This window comes from Campylobacter concisus (assembly GCF_003048535.1).
GTDB classification, from domain to species: domain Bacteria; phylum Campylobacterota; class Campylobacteria; order Campylobacterales; family Campylobacteraceae; genus Campylobacter_A; species Campylobacter_A concisus_S.
Genome location: NZ_PIRQ01000003.1, coordinates 222,360 through 239,642, shown reverse-complemented (window position 1 = coordinate 239,642; position 17,283 = coordinate 222,360). Strand labels below are relative to the sequence as shown.

At 38.8% G+C, this 17,283-nt stretch carries 14 protein-coding genes; 11 read left to right on the top strand and 3 right to left on the bottom strand.

Going from position 1 to position 17,283, the window contains the following annotated elements; translation table 11 throughout:
* Nucleotides 1–506: 506 nt before the first annotated feature.
* The 6 genes from CVS93_RS04550 to CVS93_RS04525 all read left to right on the top strand — a co-directional run bounded on the left by CVS93_RS04550 (nt 507) and on the right by CVS93_RS04525 (nt 8,570).
* Entirely contained in the window at nt 507–5,513 is a 5,007-nt protein-coding gene (locus CVS93_RS04550; protein WP_107686732.1) for a retention module-containing protein, read from the top strand.
* A 100-nt stretch (nt 5,514–5,613) separates the two neighbouring features.
* Entirely contained in the window at nt 5,614–6,207 is a 594-nt protein-coding gene (locus tag CVS93_RS04545; RefSeq protein WP_107686731.1) for a LemA family protein, read from the top strand.
* Complete coding sequence (locus tag CVS93_RS04540) at nt 6,207–7,061, top strand: TPM domain-containing protein (RefSeq protein WP_159071515.1); 855 nt, start codon at nt 6,207–6,209, stop codon at nt 7,059–7,061. The genes CVS93_RS04545 and CVS93_RS04540 overlap by 1 nt, the downstream gene beginning before the upstream one ends.
* A 66-nt stretch (nt 7,062–7,127) precedes the next feature.
* Entirely contained in the window at nt 7,128–7,808 is a 681-nt protein-coding gene (locus CVS93_RS04535; protein WP_107686729.1) for an ABC transporter substrate-binding protein, read from the top strand.
* On the top strand, nt 7,789–8,052 hold the full coding sequence (locus CVS93_RS04530; protein WP_103649021.1) for a hypothetical protein: 264 nt from the start codon (nt 7,789–7,791) through the stop codon (nt 8,050–8,052). The genes CVS93_RS04535 and CVS93_RS04530 overlap by 20 nt, the downstream gene beginning before the upstream one ends.
* 11 nt (nt 8,053–8,063) lie before the next feature.
* Nucleotides 8,064–8,570, top strand: coding sequence for a hypothetical protein (locus tag CVS93_RS04525; RefSeq protein WP_188115407.1), 507 nt, complete (start codon nt 8,064–8,066; stop codon nt 8,568–8,570).
* A gap of 68 nt (nt 8,571–8,638) precedes the next feature.
* On the opposite strand, the gene CVS93_RS09740 is transcribed toward CVS93_RS04525, so the two are convergent.
* The 3 genes from CVS93_RS09740 to CVS93_RS04515 all read right to left on the bottom strand — a co-directional run bounded on the left by CVS93_RS09740 (nt 8,639) and on the right by CVS93_RS04515 (nt 10,413).
* Complete coding sequence (locus tag CVS93_RS09740; protein WP_159070058.1) at nt 8,639–8,800, bottom strand: hypothetical protein; 162 nt, start codon at nt 8,798–8,800, stop codon at nt 8,639–8,641.
* Nucleotides 8,784–8,993, bottom strand: a complete 210-nt coding sequence (locus tag CVS93_RS09925) for a hypothetical protein (RefSeq protein WP_234400086.1) — start codon at nt 8,991–8,993, stop codon at nt 8,784–8,786. Before CVS93_RS09925 ends, CVS93_RS09740 begins: the two co-directional genes overlap by 17 nt.
* Nucleotides 8,994–9,315: 322 nt before the next feature.
* Nucleotides 9,316–10,413, bottom strand: a complete 1,098-nt coding sequence (locus tag CVS93_RS04515) for a CinA family protein (protein WP_107686728.1) — start codon at nt 10,411–10,413, stop codon at nt 9,316–9,318.
* A gap of 95 nt (nt 10,414–10,508) precedes the next feature.
* Here CVS93_RS04515 and ileS point away from each other — a divergent pair, with 95 nt between their 5' ends.
* Genes ileS through metX form a run of 5 tightly spaced genes read left to right on the top strand, consistent with a single transcriptional unit; the run spans nt 10,509 to nt 17,282 of the window.
* A complete protein-coding gene (ileS, locus tag CVS93_RS04510) occupies nt 10,509–13,265 on the top strand; it encodes an isoleucine--tRNA ligase (protein WP_107686727.1) in 2,757 nt (918 codons plus the stop codon).
* Entirely contained in the window at nt 13,255–13,359 is a 105-nt protein-coding gene (locus tag CVS93_RS09920) for a hypothetical protein (protein WP_234400085.1), read from the top strand. Before ileS ends, CVS93_RS09920 begins: the two co-directional genes overlap by 11 nt.
* A 5-nt stretch (nt 13,360–13,364) precedes the next feature.
* A complete protein-coding gene (gatA, locus tag CVS93_RS04505; RefSeq protein WP_107686726.1) occupies nt 13,365–14,723 on the top strand; it encodes an Asp-tRNA(Asn)/Glu-tRNA(Gln) amidotransferase subunit GatA in 1,359 nt (452 codons plus the stop codon).
* A gap of 4 nt (nt 14,724–14,727) precedes the next feature.
* Nucleotides 14,728–16,176 (top strand): IMP dehydrogenase, encoded by a 1,449-nt coding sequence (gene guaB / locus CVS93_RS04500; protein WP_107686725.1) that lies wholly within the window; start codon nt 14,728–14,730, stop codon nt 16,174–16,176.
* On the top strand, nt 16,176–17,282 hold the full coding sequence (metX, locus tag CVS93_RS04495; RefSeq protein WP_107686724.1) for a homoserine O-acetyltransferase MetX: 1,107 nt from the start codon (nt 16,176–16,178) through the stop codon (nt 17,280–17,282). Before guaB ends, metX begins: the two co-directional genes overlap by 1 nt.
* Nucleotide 17,283: the final 1 nt, after the last annotated feature.

Sequence of the window (17,283 nt, the reverse complement as noted above, 5' to 3'; positions counted from 1 at the left end):
GTCCGCCACTACTTATAGATAATCATAAATTTTTTATTATCATTTCATATTATTTTTTGAATATCTTTATATAAAATTAAATTATTTCTGCGTTAGAAAATTGCTTACCTAGTAAAACTTAACTATAAGTTTGTAGATTTTAGACTGATGATTTTTTGTGAAATTTATAAGTAAAAATTTTATAGCGATCACACATTTTTTAAAAATTATGATTTTTTTGGTTATATTGTTGTTTCAAACTAATTAAAAATATCTTGAATTAAGTTTTTATTATAAAAAGTATTATATTTTACATGATTAATTATATTGACAATCAAAAAACTATTTTTTTGATAAAAGCTCAGAATTCGCTTTTTACAAACTATTGACATTTGGAATTTATATATTTAATTAATATATTTTTTTCTTAAAAGATAAAATTTCTCATATAAAGTTATATCTTATAAAGATAGTATATAATCACGTAAAAATTTAAATAATACAAAAAATAATAATAAGGAGTAATCTTGGCTAAAGAAGCTGGAGTAGTAAAATTTATTAGTGGCAAGGCGGTCGCTATCGATCAAAACGGAAATGAGAGAGAGCTAAAAGTAGGTGACATCCTTTATATGGGGGAGAGTATCAAGACAAGTGATGCCGCTGATAAAATAACAATCGTTTCAAATAATGGAAAAGAGATTACGATCGTAGGCAATGATACACTTGCTTTAAATCAAAGTACTATAGGTGCGGAAGGCTTGGCAGATGTTAGTGATTTGCAAAATGCTATTTTAAATGGCGGAGATTTAACAAAACTTGAAGAGACTGCTGCTGGTGGAAACGCTGCTGCTGGTGGTGGAGATGGTGTTAGCCTAAGTGACGCTAAATTTGCTGAGGGTGGACACTATTCAAACATTAATGCAACATATAGAAATTTAAGTGATACAAACAGAGCTTTTGCATCATACGATAGCCCAATAAGCGGATACAATGGTGGAGATGATACTATAATCCCAAGCAATCCTCTTGTAACTTTTATAAGCGATCTTAATAACGATGGTACTTTAAGCAGGGTTGAGCATGCACGTGATACAAATTTAAATACATCAAAAGTTCTTATTACAATTCCAAATGATGGCACAGTAAGGGCCGGAGATATACTAAATATCACTATAACTAAGCCAGATGGTAATACTGAAAATAAAACAATTCCTATCACTCCAACTATCATAAGCAATGGTTATCAGTTTGATGCTCCAATACAGACTGGTAAAATTTCAAAAGTTGATGCAACGATTACAAATTTTCAAGGAAATGTTAGTGGTAGAAGTGAAGATAGCGTAACTTCAAGTGGCTTTAGTGCTCCAGAGGTTAAATTTACAGAAGATAACGGTCCTGATAATAATCTATTAACATATACTGAAAATGCTAAAGATGGCAAATTAAATGAAACTCCAGTGCTTATAACTGTAAAAGATGTGATTGTTGGAGATGTGCTTCACGTGACTTTAACAAAGCCTGATGGTACAACTGAGGTTAGAAATGTATCTATTGATCAAAACATAATAGATAATGGATATAAGATAGATAATATGCCAGTTGAGCACGGTAAGCCTTCAAAAGTAGAAGCTTACGTAGCAGATAGCACAAACACGATGAGAAGTGCAACTGCAAGTGACTCTACTACTCTTGATGTAAAACCGACTTTGACATTTACAGAAGATCAAGACAACAATGGCTATTTATATGATCCAGAAAATAGTCAAGACAATAACTTTAGAAGCACGACAGTAGAGATAACTCTACCAAAAGATGTAGTTATTGGCGATAAGATTGTTATAACTTATACCGATCCACTAACTAAGCAAGATACAACAAAAGAAATTTCTCTTACACAAGAGATGATTGATAGTCAAAAAGTAAATACATCTCTTCCGATATTTCCAGATGTAAGAACATCAGCTAGTGTTCATGTGGTAGATAAAAACAATGTTCGAAAAAGCGAAGAGTCAGATCAAGATAGTGTAATGCCTATTGGCAGAAATTTAGAAATGACATTACCAGAAGAAAAGACTCTTCATGAAATTTCAAGACAAGAGAGTATGGATGAGCATGAAGTAAATGAGACAACAGCTCTTATAAGACTTCCGAATAAAATAGATAATGGTGACATAGTTACACTTACTATAAACGAGCCTACAAATGGCGTTTATACAAGAAATTTCACTATAAATATGAATGATAAAGGTGAGGTAACAAGTATAACAGAGATCGGCAATGGCGGACAAAATTTCCCATTGACAAAAGAGAGCTTTAATCAATACTCGTTTAAAGTACCAGGATTTGATCTAAGACACGGACAAGATACCACTATCAGAGCTAGCATCACAAACATGACACCAGGCAGACATACATCTATAAATGAGTCAGAAGTATCGGCCAGTTTAGAATATGTAAAAAAATCTGAAGTTATCTTTGATGAAGCTGGTGGAGCTAAAACTATGACTAGAGAGCAAGCTATCAGCAAAGATGGTCTTAATAGTACGACAGTTACTATCAAGCTTCCTAAAAATGCAGTAAGTGGAGATAAACTAACTGTAACTATAAAAGAGCCAAATGAAGCTACTGCTAGAGAAATAAAATATACTATTGGAAAAGATAATAATGGTAAGTTCTTTGTAAAAGATAGCGATGGCAATAAAATAGATACAGAAATAGATGGTAGAAGCTTTAAAATTTCTGGCATTAAAACAGCGACTGGTCTAGAAACTAAAGTAACAGCTGAGATAAAAGATAAAGATGGTATTCAGCATGCAGAAGATACAAGCACAGTTACTATCTCAAATATAAACGATATGGCGGTATATTTCAAAGAGGATGCTGACCGTAACGTATCCTTAACGAGAGCGGAGAGCAAGGACGCGGATGGCGACCTACATAAAACGACAGTAGTAGTAAAAGTGCCAAATAACGTTATAGCTGGCGATGTGGTAACTGTAAAAATAGATAATGGCACTTCACCTAAAACTTATAAGGTTACAGGTAGAGACCCAAGCGGTAAAATCATGCTAGAAGATACTTCTACTCATGCTTCTATAACTGCAAGTGATAAAAATGAGATAGAAATTCCTGGCGTAGAGATCATTGCTGGCAAGACCATCAATGTAACTACTGAGACCACCGATGCAAGTGGCGGCAAGAAGGCCGAAGCTCAAAATCATAATACTCTTGAAAAGCTTCATGAAGACATGGAGATAACTTTTGAAAAAGATACCAATAATGATGGTATTTTGGGCAGCACAGAGGCAACTGGAGCGACTACTATAGCAACTATCAAGCTTCCTTCAAATTTTGTTTTAGGTGATAAATTAATAGTAGAGTCACACAACGAAGACACACCAAACAATAAAACGACCAAGACATATGAGATAGTAAAAGACAATAACGGCAAATTGATAGCCAAAAATGGCAGTGAAGAGCTTGATATTACCGATGATGCTGATAGCAATAAGGTGGTCAAATATACACTTGGCTTAACAGAAGATCATAAGACTATCATTAATGCCAAGGTTACTGATAATACTGGTGCTGATAAGGTTGAGACAAATAGCGATATTACGCTTGATGCTCAAGGTAGCGGTTCTGGAACAGGCTTTAGGCTATTTATTGATGAGGATAAAGATAGAAACGGAGTTCTAAGTAGAGATGAAGCCATGAAGGATGGAAATTTAAATACTACTTCGGCAATACTTCAAATCCCAACCACTGTAAATAGCGGTGATACTATAAAAGTTAAGGTGAATGGTGGAGCAGAGAAAACTTATACCGTTGCTTCAAATGATGGTACAAACGTTACTATAAAAGATGCGGGTGGCAGCATTGTTGCACTTGAGCCAGGAAATAAACTAAAAATTTCTAATGTTCATATAGATAAAGATCATCCAGCAGTGGTTGAAGCTACTATAAATGGAGTAACAAAGACAGCTAAAGCTACATTGGAGTCAGTAGATACTAAAAATTTAAAGATTGAATTTGTTGAAGATAATGCAAGTAGAGACAATGTAATAGACAGAGATGAAGCTATTTTGGATAATGATATAAAAAAGACAATTATAAGCGTTCAGGTGCCGCATAATGTCACAAATGGTGATAAGATAGCAGTAACTATAAAAGAGCCTAAAGCCGATGGTACTACGGCTGATAGGACAATAAATTACACAGTTTCAAAAACTGCCAATGGTAAAATTTCACTTACAGATGATACTACTCATGTTACTACACAGTTAGCAAACAATACTATAAAAATTCCTGGCGTTGCTATGCTTCCAGGTCGTGAAACTAGTGCAGTAGCTACTATAACAAATGGTGCTGAGACTACAACTAGCAGCGAAGCAAAAGCTAAACTTGCACCTTTAAGTGAAGCGGGATTAAGTGTAAGCATAGTTGCTGATAAAAATGATAATGGCATTATCTCAAGAGATGAGTCAGGTAGTAAAATTTCAAAGGTTCATGTTTCTATCCCAGGAAGCGTTATAGCAGGCGATAAGATAGATGTTAAGATAACAAATCCTAATGGATCTATCTTAACTAAACATTATGAAGTTATGGGAAAAGATGTAAATGGAAAAATTACACTAAAAAATTTAGATGATAATTCTCAACGCACGCTTGATAGAGATAAGCCACTTGATCTCAATGCTACTATCGCAGTTGATAAAGAAACAAAAGCTGAAGTTACTCTAACTGACACATTTGGCGAGAGCAAAACAGTAAGCGATACAGCACATGCTGAAATCGATGCTATAAGAGGCATCATGTTTAATAAAGATATAAAAACCTCAGAAAATGGCGAAAGGTCTACTACGGTTAAAGTTTATCTTAATGAAGATGCTAGAAATGGAGATACAGTAGAGTTTAAATACACTGATCCAGACAACCACCATGCACTAACTAAGACTGCAACACATACTTTATCGGCTGAAGATATAACAAAAGGTGTATTCGAGCAATCATTAGATATTAATGCTAGATCAGCTTATGATTTGGAAGTCAAAGCTACTCTTAAGACCTCGGATTCGGATGGCTTAGAGTCTAAATCTTATGAGCCTTATAAACCACTTCATATAGGCGTTGAAAACTATACTGTTAAATTTGACGCAAGCAAAGATATGAAAGGTGGCGAAGGTCATGATACTTTGGTGTTTGATAAGCAAATAGTTGATCTTAGAGGCATTGCTAATCTTGATTCAAAAGTGGAAAGCTTTGAAAATCTTGAGCTTAAAGGAGAAACAAAGATCAAATTTAATGCACAAAATATCCTTGATATTACTGATAATCCTGATACGGTGCTTAAGATAAAAGGTGGTGATGTTGATGCTAATGGCAATAAAATCACAAAAGTTGATCTAGTTCATAAATGGACTGAAGATCATTCATATGATACTGCTGGATTTAAAGGCTACTCAAGCATAGATCAAATAAATGGAAAAACTATCCATATCCAAATAGACGACAAAATCCACACCGATCTTTAATCCCAAAAATGAGTGCGTAAATTCGCACTCATTTCAAACTCAAACTCACATTATTTTTTAAGTCTTGTTTTACTAATATTTGCTCCTTAAAGGAGAAAATATGAAAAATTTAATAGCCGTTATTATAGTTATTGCTGCACTTACTTTTGGTGCTTTTAAGTATATAAATTCATTTGTTGCGCTTGATGAAAATGTAAATGCAAAGTGGTCACAGGTGTTAAATCAATATAAAAGAAGAGCCGAGCTTGTACCAAATTTGGTTGAAACTGTAAAAGGCTACGCAGCTCATGAGCAAAAAATTTTTGAAGATGTGGCAAATGCTAGAAGCAAGAGCATGCAAGTAAGCGTTGATGCAAGTGGTCTTAGCGATGAAGCTAAGATGAAAGAATTTATGACAGCACAAAGCTCATTTGGCTTGGCACTTGGCAGGCTTATGGCAGTTAGTGAGAACTATCCAGAGCTAAAAGCAAATCAAAATTTCTTATCTCTTCAGAGTCAGCTTGAAGGTACGCAAAACCGCATAAGCGTAGCAATGCATGATTATATCGAAGCTGTAAAAGAGTATAACGTAGCCCTTAGAAGCTTTCCAAATAAATTTATAGCAAGTGCTTTTTATCCTGAGCTAAAGCCAAAACAAAATCTTGAAATAAGTAACGAAGAGAAGATAAATCCAAAAGTTTCATTTGAGAAATGATGAAGAAAATTTTTGCTCTTTTATTTTTTACATTTTGCTTTTGTTTTGCCATAAATTTTAACGAGCAGATAAATGACGAGGCTCAAATTTTCTCTAAAAATGAGAAAGCTGAGCTTTTAAGCTTGGTGCAAAATTACGAGCAAAATAGTACGACGCAAATTGCTATCGTGACTCTTAAATCACTAGAAAATAAAAGCATAGAAGAGATCTCTCTTGAGATAGCTAGAGGCTACAAGCTGGGACAAAAACAAAGCAGCAATGGAGTGCTTTTAATAATCGCTTTAAACGAGAGAAAAATACGTATAGAAGTTGGTTATGGACTTGAAGGCATGCTAACTGACGCTATATCAAGCCAGATCATAAATGATGTGATAGTGCCTAAATTTAAGCAAGGCGATATGGGCGGTGGCGTGATAGAGGGCATAAGAGCCATTATAAAAGTAGCTAGTGGCGAAGAATTTGAAAGCGAGAGTGATGAAGAAGAGATACCGTTTGGAATAGTTGCCTTTTTTGCTGGCATGATCTCGTGTTTTATCTCTGGCTTTTTAGGTAAATTTTTTATGCGAGTTGGCTTTAGTGCGTGTTTTGTAGGGCTGATATCTACGGTATTTGAGCAATTTTTTGGCGTGAAAAGTTACTTCATTGTCTTTGCCATTGTGTTTGTAATATTTTTTATTATTTTAAAAAACGCCTTCAAAAAAAATGCTCAAAGCAAAAATACACACAGTGACTTTAGGCGCGATAGATCAGACTCAAATAGCAGTGGCAGTGGCCATTCAAGCAGTTCAAGAGGTGGTGGCTTTAGTGGCGGTGGAGGCGGTTTTGGCGGAGGTGGAGCAAGTGGTAGTTGGTAAATTCTTATCAAAGATTAGTTTGTAAAACTCAAACCCTTTAAAATATATAAAAACTTAGGAGCAAAGATGCTAGCTGGCGAGCTACTTAAAAGCCATTTTGCTAAATTTGATCTGGTGGCAGTGCTTAGTAAATTTTTAGAGCAAAGTCATTTTGATAAAGAAAAATTTGACCTGCTTAAACAAAATAACTTTAAAATTTTAGATAAAAATATAAAGCAAGAGATAGTTGGGACTGCTGGCTTTAAAGAGTTTTTTGATAAGAAATTTCAGAGCTTTTTATGCGAGCTTATGCAAAGTAAAGTTTTAATTATTTCTGGCAAAGAGTATAAATTTAGCGAGCTTGAAATTTATACTTGTTTTGACGCAAATACCTACAAAAGGCAGTGCGAGGCAGGAGAGATTTACTTTCATAACTTTGGATTTGATATATCTTTTAAAAGCGAGCCATCGCTTTATGGTGGCGTTTTAGTAAGAAGCCTAAAGTCCTTAAGCGGGCAAAAATTTATCTTTGGGCCAAGAAAATGTGCCTTGCATATCTTAAATAGCAAAATGAGTAATTTAAACTTTGATCTAAAAGAGGCTGATTTTAGAAAAAATGAGATTACTTTTACACCACGTATTAGATCATTTGGCGATGAAAACCAGCAAAAAAATGATTGTCTTAGAGTATTTACTGCTGAGTTTGAAAAAGCCTTAGAGTTTGATGAAAATTATAAAAAGAGATTAAATGCCTATAAAAAGGGGTGAAATTCATCTTTTTATCAGCTTTTGCGGTGAGAAATTTAGCCCAAAAATGCTAGATAAAAAAGATCGCAGAAGAGTAAAAAAATACCCAAATTTAATAAAACAAAACTCATTTAAAATATCTCGCTACTTAAAATTTAAAGCAAAGATGCGAGGTAAAATCTGTCTTTCGCATAAAGAAAATATCGCAGTTTTAGCCATTTCAAAAGAAAAGATCGGGGTCGAAGATTTAAAAAAGAAATTTTAGCTCTAAAATCAATGAAGGATTTTAATAAATTTATCCTTGATGAAAATACGAGTGTGGCTTACGTGAGCGGCTTTGTAAAAGGGGCGCAAAGTGATGAGGTGCTAGAGCGCTACAACGCTTTTAGCCTAAATTTCGCTAGCTCACTAAATGAGAGCCTAACTCAGGCAAAAGAGCTAGCTCTAAAACTAAAAATAGCAGCGCTTGTGGTCGCGTTTTTACTGCTGTGGTTTTATTTTAGTGCGCTTATCTCGGCACTTGTGATGGGCGTCATCATCTTTGGCGTGCTTCTCACACTCTTTATCTTTGCCATTTTTGGCATAAATTTAAGCATTTTTGGCGTCTTTGGGCTCATCCTTGCAAGCGCTGTTGGGATTGATTACATGATATTTGCGCTAAATGAGAGCCTTGGCGAAAAAGAGCGAATTTATGGTATTTTTTGCGCATTTATCATGAGTTTTATCTCGTTTTTTACGCTATCTTTTAGCCAGACTGCCCCGCTCTTAGCGTATTTGGATTAAGTGTTAGCCTTTGCGTGCTGATATATGGGCTATGTGCTAGCGTTTTATCTTGCTTGGGGCTTTGTTTTTTATCTTGTAGCGGCTAGTTCGCCTGTAGCTGCGTTTTTATTTACCTTGTTTTGGACGTTTGAGGCTGAAATGAGATCAAATTTATATGGCAGCTTAAATAGCGATTTGTCTAGCTTTTTGCAAATACTGCCCTTTTTGAAAGCTTTATTTACCTCTTTCAAAAATACACTTATGAATTACTAAAATTGTACGGCATGAGGCGCCGTAAGCCTGCATAAATTTGGCATAAGAGCTAAACTCGCCACCGCTAATCTCACTTATAAATTTATCCAACCCATCGCTATTGCCATTTTGTGGGATCTTGCCTTCGCTAAGGTCTATGAGCCCATCCACATAGATGACGTAACCACCCATTTGAGCGTATTTTACGAGCTCTTGCCTATCTTTTACGACGACTTCTTTACTCTCTTTGCCGGCGTATCCGCCAAAATTTTGCTCTGCACCAATGCTAGCGTAACCAAAGGGTGAGTCGCTTGCTTTTATCTCGCCTGCTTGAGCTAGAGCACTAAATGCAAATAACTAAGAAACGGCGAGAAACAATATCTTTTTAAACATCTTTAGCCTCCCAAATTTGGCTTTTTATTTTTGATCTTCTGTTAGAAAATCGCTGCCGAATTTTATTTTGGCTCATTAAATTTAGCGTAAGACTTTTATAAATTTTTAGTAAAGTCAAATTTTACGCGAAAAATATCTCGCTTTTTAGGCGAAGTAGGCATAAATAGGCGCTCAGAACGCTCTGCTCTCTAATGTAGTTGCGATCTCCTTTTAAAAGAAGTCTCTCAACCTCGATGTTGCCGTTTCTATCGCCAGCGGCGACATATACCGTGCCAACTGGCTTACTATCTGTGCCCCCACCTGGTCCAGCTATACCGCTAATAGCAAGCGCAAAGTCCGCATTTGTTGTGCTTAGCGTGCCTTTTACCATCGCCTTTACGCAAGGCTCGCTCACAGCTCCGTAGGTCTCTAAAATTTCATCCTCAACGCCCAACCACTCGTGCTTTATGTGATTTGCGTAGGTTACTAGTGAGCCATCAAAGCTAGCTGAGATGCCACCATATCTTGCAAATTTAGCCGCGGCAAGCCCAGCCGTGCAAGACTCAGCAAATGAAATTTTAAGCCCCTTTTGCATGAGTCTTTTTGCTACAAATTTGATCACATCTTTTTGTGGGATAAATTTTTGTGAAAATAGCGTTTTTACCCCTTGTAAAAAGCTCTCGATCTGGCCAAATTTATTGCTTTTTGCTCTTACTAGTATCAAATTTGGCAGAATCTGCGCAAGAGTGATATCGACCTCATAAGTTTTAGCAAGTGGCAGCATAAGGATTTTCGCGCTATCTGCGTCGATGTCTATTAGATGAAAGTAGCTAAAATCAGGCTCATACTCGACTAAAAACTCGCCTAGCTCTTCATTTGGATTAGCTTTTACGAGGTTTATCTGGGCGTTATTTAGGCTGGCTAAAAAGCTATTTTTAGAGTAGTCTAAGCTATCTTTAAGTGCAAGTGTCGTGCTATCTTTTAGCTCGAGCGAGCCCCCAGTTAGCGTCGCTACGATCTTTGCGGCGATGGCAAAATTTTCATCTGAGCCAAAAATGCTTACAAAGTCGTAATCTTTTGATAAATTTTCGATGATAAAAGGTAGCTCTTTGCTATTTTTTGGAGCAAAACTGACAACTCCAAGCTCGCCAAAATGATCCTCGTAACTTTGAAAAATGTAGTTTAGAAATTCTCTATTTATCTCAAGATCTTCGCCTATTATCAAGATACTTTGTCTCATTTTTAAGCTCCTTTTTTTGCCTCATTATACTATTTTTCAGTGTGATTTAACCAGCACAGGTGTAAAATTAGCAAATTTTAAAATCAAGGTAAAAAATGGACTACAAAGAGACACTTTTACTCCCAGAGACAAATTTCCCGATGCGCGGAAATCTCCCACAAAATGAACCACAAAGACTAAAATCATGGTACGAAGAGCGCAAGGTTTATGAAAAAATGAAGAAAAACCGCCAAAAAGCGGTTAAAAACTTCAACATCCACGACGGCCCTCCGTATGCAAACGGCCACCTTCATATCGGCCACGCGTTAAATAAAATTTTAAAAGATATCATCACAAAAACGCACTATTTTTATGGCGAAAATGTCCGCTATGTGCCAGGCTGGGACTGTCATGGCTTGCCTATCGAGCAGCAAGTTGAAGTCAAGCTTGGTGATAAGAAAAAAGAGCTTAGCAAGGTCGAGATCAGGGAACTTTGCAGACAGCATGCGAGAGAATTTATAGATATCCAGCGAGATGAGTTTAAGACTCTTGGCATCATCGGTGACTTTGAAAATCCATACATGACGATGAAATTTGAGTTTGAGGCTGATATCTACAAAGCGCTTTGCGAGATCGCTAAAAAAGGCCTTTTGATAGAGAGAAGCAAGCCGGTTTATTGGAGCTGGGCGGCTAGATCGGCGCTAGCTGAGGCTGAGGTCGAGTACGAGGAGAAAGAGGACTACTCTATTTACGTAGCATTTGAGCTTGATGGCGACGCGCTAGAAAAGCTCGGCGTAAAAGAGGCAAGCGCAGTCATCTGGACAACTACGCCTTGGACACTTCCAGCAAATCAAGCTATTAGCCTAAAACCAGATGAAATTTATGTGCTAACGGCTGAAAATTTGATCTTTGCAAAGCCACTACTTGAAAGCGTAGTGCAAAGTGGCCTAAGCAAGGGCGAGATCAAAAAAGAGTTTAAATCAAGCCTGCTTGAAAACACTCACGCGATAAATCCGCTAAACGGCAGAAAGTCACGATTTTTACTAGGCGATCACGTCATGATGGATGGTGGTACTGGACTTGTTCATACAGCTCCAGGACACGGCGAGGACGACTATTACGTATGTTTGAAGTATGGTTTTAGTGAAATTTTGATGCCAGTTGATGATGGTGGCTGCTATGATGAGAGCCTAAAACATCACGGACTATTTAGAAGCGACGTGGTAGACGAGTTTGTCGGTATGCACATCTTTAAAGCAAATGAGAAAATTTTAGAGCTACTTGGCAAAAATTTACTTAGCGTCTCTAAATTTAGACACTCTTATCCATTTTGCTGGAGAACGCATAAGCCTGTTATTTATAGAGCTACAAAGCAGTGGTTTATAGCTATGGACGAGGCTAAACTAGGTGGAAAAACGCTTAGACAAACAGCACGCGAGGAGCTTGAAAAGGTTAAATTTTACCCAAGCGTTGGCATAAAAAGAATAGGCTCTATGATAGAAAATCGCCCAGACTGGTGCATCTCTCGTCAGCGTGACTGGGGTGTGCCGATCGCGTTTTTCAGAGATAAAGCGACAAAAGAAGTTGTATTTGATAGTGAAATTTTAGACCACATCGTGTCTATCTTTAAAGAAAAAGGCGCTGATGCGTGGTGGGCGCTAAGCATAGACGAGCTTTTACCAAAAGGCTCAAAATACAAGGCTGAAAATTTAGAAAAAGTGATGGATATCCTTGACGTTTGGTTTGATAGCGGCTCGACATGGCATGCGGTCTTACAAAGCGATAACTACGATGCTGGCAAATACCCTGCAAGCATGTATTTAGAGGGCTCAGATCAGCACCGTGGCTGGTTTCAAAGCTCACTTCTAGTAAGCACAGCTATAAATTCTCACGCACCTTATGAGAGCATCCTAACTCACGGCTTTACTGTCGATGCCAAGGGCGAGAAGATGAGTAAGAGCAAGGGTAACGTCATCGCTCCACAAGACGTGGCTAAGACTCACGGCGTGGAAATTTTGCGCCTTTGGGTTGGCATGAGTGATTATTCAAGCGACCTAAAGATAAGCGAAGATATATTAAAACAAATCAGCGAGCAGTACCGCAAAATTCGCAACACGATCCGCTTTTTGCTAGCAAACGTAAATGACCTTGAGAGCTTAAATACAGAGTTTAACATCCTTGATAAATGGATATTAGCGCGTGCTAAAAAGGTCTTTGACGAGGCGAGTGCTTGCTTTAGAAATTACGACTTTTCAAAGGGTTTTAATATCCTTTTAAATTTCCTATCAGCTGATCTTAGTGGCGTATATCTTGATGTTTGTAAAGATAGGCTCTACTGCGACGCAAAAGACGCTCCAAGAAGAAGGTCGGCTCAAAGCGCAATGGCGATCATCACAAAGACGCTGCTTCCACTCATCGCTCCAACGCTTACTTACACAGTTGATGAGGTGATGGACTACGCTCCAAAGATCATCAAAGGCGATGCGAAAGACGCATTTGACTTAGTCTATGAGCCAATTATTTTTGATCTTAGCTTTGAAGATGAGCTGCTTTTTGCCAGCAGGGAGAAATTTAACGAGATCGTGGACGTTCTTAAAAAAGAGAAAAAGATAAAATCAACTCTAGAGCTAAGCCTAGAGACCACCAACCACAACATCACAAGCTACGACGAGCGCGAAGTGGCTGATCTTTACATGGTAAGCTCAGTTAGACCTTACGATGATAGTGAGCCACTAGTTGAGTTTGAGCTCGAGGGTGATAAATTTAAGATCATGGCAAGCGAGCTTCATAAATGCCCAAGATGCTGGAAATTTAACGCTAGCAAAGAAGACGCACTTTGCCCAAGATGCGAAGAGGTTATAAGTGCTAAGTGAGCCAGTAAGCGTAAGTATCATAGTAATAACGATCGCTGTAGTGCTCGTTGTTAGCTTGTTTGGCATATTTTTGGTTAATAAATTTAAAGGATAAAAATAGTGGTAACTTTAAAAGAAGCTTTGAAATTTTCAGCTGAAGAGATAAAAAATTTACGAGCTGAGCTTGAGGCGAAGATCATAAAAGAAAAGGAGCTTGGTGCCTATGTCGAGCAGCTAGCAAATTTAGAGATCGCAAAACTAGGCGAGGGCGTGCCTATCGCTATAAAAGACAACATCCAAGTAAAAGGCTGGAACGTAACAAGTGCCTCAAAAATTTTACAAGGCTACGTAGCACCTTATAACGCAACTGTCATCGAAAAGCTACTTGGCAAGAATTTAGCTCCATTTGGCCGCACAAATATGGATGAATTTGCGATGGGAAGCACGACTGAGAGCTCATTTTACGGCAAAACACTAAACCCACTAAATCACGCCCACGTCCCAGGTGGCAGTAGCGGTGGCTCGGCAGCAGCAGTCGCAGCTGGTCTTGCAGTCGCAGCACTTGGTAGTGATACTGGTGGCTCGATCCGCCAGCCAGCGGCATTTTGCGGATGTGTTGGCTTTAAGCCAACCTACGGTAGAGTGAGCAGATATGGGCTCGGTGCTTATTCAAGCAGCCTTGATCAGATAGGGCCTATCGCTCAAAACGTAGAAGACGCAGCCATTTTATATGACGCGATCGCTGGACATGATCCAAAAGATAGCACAAGTGCCGATGTGCCTTTTGTAAGCATTAGCGACAAGATAGATAGCGAGAAGAAGCTAAAAATTTGCGTTGTAAAAAACTATGTTGAAAACGCAAGCGAGCAGACAAAAGCTGCTTTAAATTTAGCGATCGAGAAGCTAAAATCACACGGTCACAGCGTAACTTGCACAAATTTTGAAGACTCGAAATACGACGTCGCAACCTACTACATAATAGCAACCGCAGAAGCAAGCGCAAATTTAAGCCGTTACGATGGCGTAAGATACGGAAGACGCGCAGATGCTAAAAATTTAAAAGAGCTATATATAAACTCACGCTCAGAAGGCTTTGGTGAAGAGGTAAAAAGAAGAATTTTGCTTGGTACGTTTGTATTAAGTAGCGGATATTACGATGCTTACTACATCAAAGCACAAAAAGCAAGAGCGCATATAAAAGCTCAATACGAGAGAATTTTAGAAGAAAATGACCTGATATTTATGCCAGTAGCTCCAAGTACAGCTTATAAATTTGGAGCACACAGCGATCCGCTTCAAGCCTATCTAAGCGACATCTACACGATCAGCGTAAATTTAGTAGGCCTACCAGCTATCTCTGTGCCAGTTGGCAAAGATGATCAAAATTTAAACGTGAGCGCCCAGCTCATCGCAAAAGCGTGGGACGAACAGACCTTGATAAATGGTGCTAAGAGCCTAGAAAATTTAATAAAAGGATAAAAATATGAAGATAGTAAAGAGAGCTTTAACATTTGAGGATGTGCTTCTTGTACCGCAATACTCTGAAATTTTGCCAAAGCAAGTTGATGTAAAAACCAGGATCAGTAAAAACGTCACGCTAAATATCCCGATCGTCTCTGCTGCGATGGATACGGTGACTGAGCATAGAACTGCTATCATGATGGCAAGGCTCGGTGGTATCGGTGTCATCCACAAAAATATGGACGTAGAAAGCCAAGCAAAAGAGGTCAAACGCGTTAAAAAAAGTGAAAGTGGCGTCATCATCGATCCTATCTTTATAAATCCAGAAGCGACCGTGGCTGAAGCTCTAAGCCTTATGTCAGATCTTCATATTTCAGGCGTTCCAGTCATCGACAAAGACCGCAAACTAATAGGAATTTTAACAAACCGGGATTTGAGATTTGAGACAAATATGAGCGTTTTGGTAAAAGACCGCATGACAAAAGCACCGCTTATAACCGCACCAAAGGGCTGCACACTTGATGATGCGGAGAAAATTTTCTCTCAAAACAGAGTTGAGAAGCTTCCTATCGTCGATAAAGACGGCAGACTTGACGGTCTTATCACCATAAAAGATCTAAAAAAACGCAAAGAGTATCCAAACGCAAATAAAGATAGCTACGGCAGACTTCGCGTAGCTGCGGCTATTGGCGTGGGTCAGCTTGACCGCGCTAAAGCACTTGTCGATGCTGGCGTAGACGTCATCGTCATCGACTCAGCTCACGGCCACTCAAAGGGTATCATCGATACTTTAAGAGAGGTAAAAGCAAATTTCAAAGTCGATGTCGTAGCTGGCAATATCGCAAACCCAGCAGCCGTAAAGGACCTAGCAGAAGCAGGAGCGGACGGCATAAAAGTAGGTATTGGACCAGGGTCTATTTGCACCACAAGGATCGTTGCTGGCGTTGGCGTGCCTCAAATTTCAGCTATTGATGACTGCGCAAGCGAAGCAGCAAAATATGGCATCCCAGTTATCGCAGACGGTGGTTTAAAATACTCAGGCGACGTGGCAAAAGCTCTTGCAGCAGGGGCAGCTTGCGTTATGGCAGGAAGCTTACTTGCAGGTTGCGAAGAGAGCCCAGGCGAGCTTATAACATTCCAAGGTCGCCAGTATAAAGTATATCGTGGCATGGGCTCAATAGGCGCTATGACAAAGGGTAGCTCTGACCGCTACTTCCAAGAGGGCACCGCTCAAGACAAGCTTGTGCCTGAAGGTATCGAGGGTCGTGTGCCATTTGCTGGCAGTATAAAAGATGTTATCCATCAGCTAATAGGCGGCCTAAGAAGCGCTATGGGCTATGTCGGTGCAAAAGATATCCCAACTCTTCAAGAAAGAGCCGAATTTGTCGAGATAACAAGCGCAGGACTAAAAGAGAGCCACGTCCACGACGTAGTTATCACTCACGAGGCACCAAACTACAAAGTTAATTAGTGTTAGACCTGCAAACTAGAACTATTAAATTTAACGAGCCACTCTATCTTGAGAGTGGCCGTATGCTATCAAATTTTAAGCTTATTTATGAGACTTACGGCACGTTAAATGCTGATAAAAGCAACGTTATCGTGATTTGCCACGCACTAACAGGCTCGCACCACGCAGCTGGCACCTATGCAGGCGATGAGAAAGCTGGCTGGTGGGATGGGCTAATAGGCAGTAAAAAGGCGGTTGATACAGATAAATTTTATGTCATCTGTGTAAATATCCTAGGTTCATGCTTTGGCTCGACCTCGCCCTTAAGCGTGGATAGAAGCAGTGGCAAAGAGTATAGGCTAAATTTCCCTGTTCTTGCCATAAGCGACGTGGTAAAGGCGCAAATGAGGCTATTTAGCGAGCTTGGTATCACAAGAGCAAGAGCCGTTATCGGCGGCAGTCTTGGCGGTATGCAAGCACTTTGCTATGCTATCGAGTTTCCAGAATTTGCACAGGATATCGTCATGCTTGCAAGTACCTATCAGACTAAGCCCTGGGCGATAGCGTTTAACAAGATCGCCATTGAAGCCATTTTAAACGATGAAAATTTCAAAAACGGCGAATACAACGCAGAATTTATAAGAAAAAATGGTCTAAAAGGTATGGCTTACGGCAGGATGGCAGGGCACATCAGCTTTTTAAGCCCTGATAGCATGGATAAAAAATTTGGACGCAACTACGTCGAAACTGACGGCCTTTACGACCTTTTTGGGCATTTTCAGGTCGATCGCTACATGGAGTATAACGGCTACAACTTCCCAAAGAGGTTTGATCCGCTAAGCTACCTATACATCGTAAAGATGATGAACATCTTTGACTGTACAAGACACTATGACAACCTAAAAGACGCCCTTGCGCCAATAAAAGCAAATTTGCATCTAATCGCATTTAAGGGCGATCTACTCTTTCCGCCAAGCTGCATGAGAGAAATTTATAACACGCTTTGTGGGATGGGGCGAGGAGAGAATACAAATTTCGTAGAGATAGATAGCAACTACGGCCATGACGCATTTTTGGTCGAGATAGAAAAATTTGATGGATATATAAAAAATATATTAAAAGGATAGA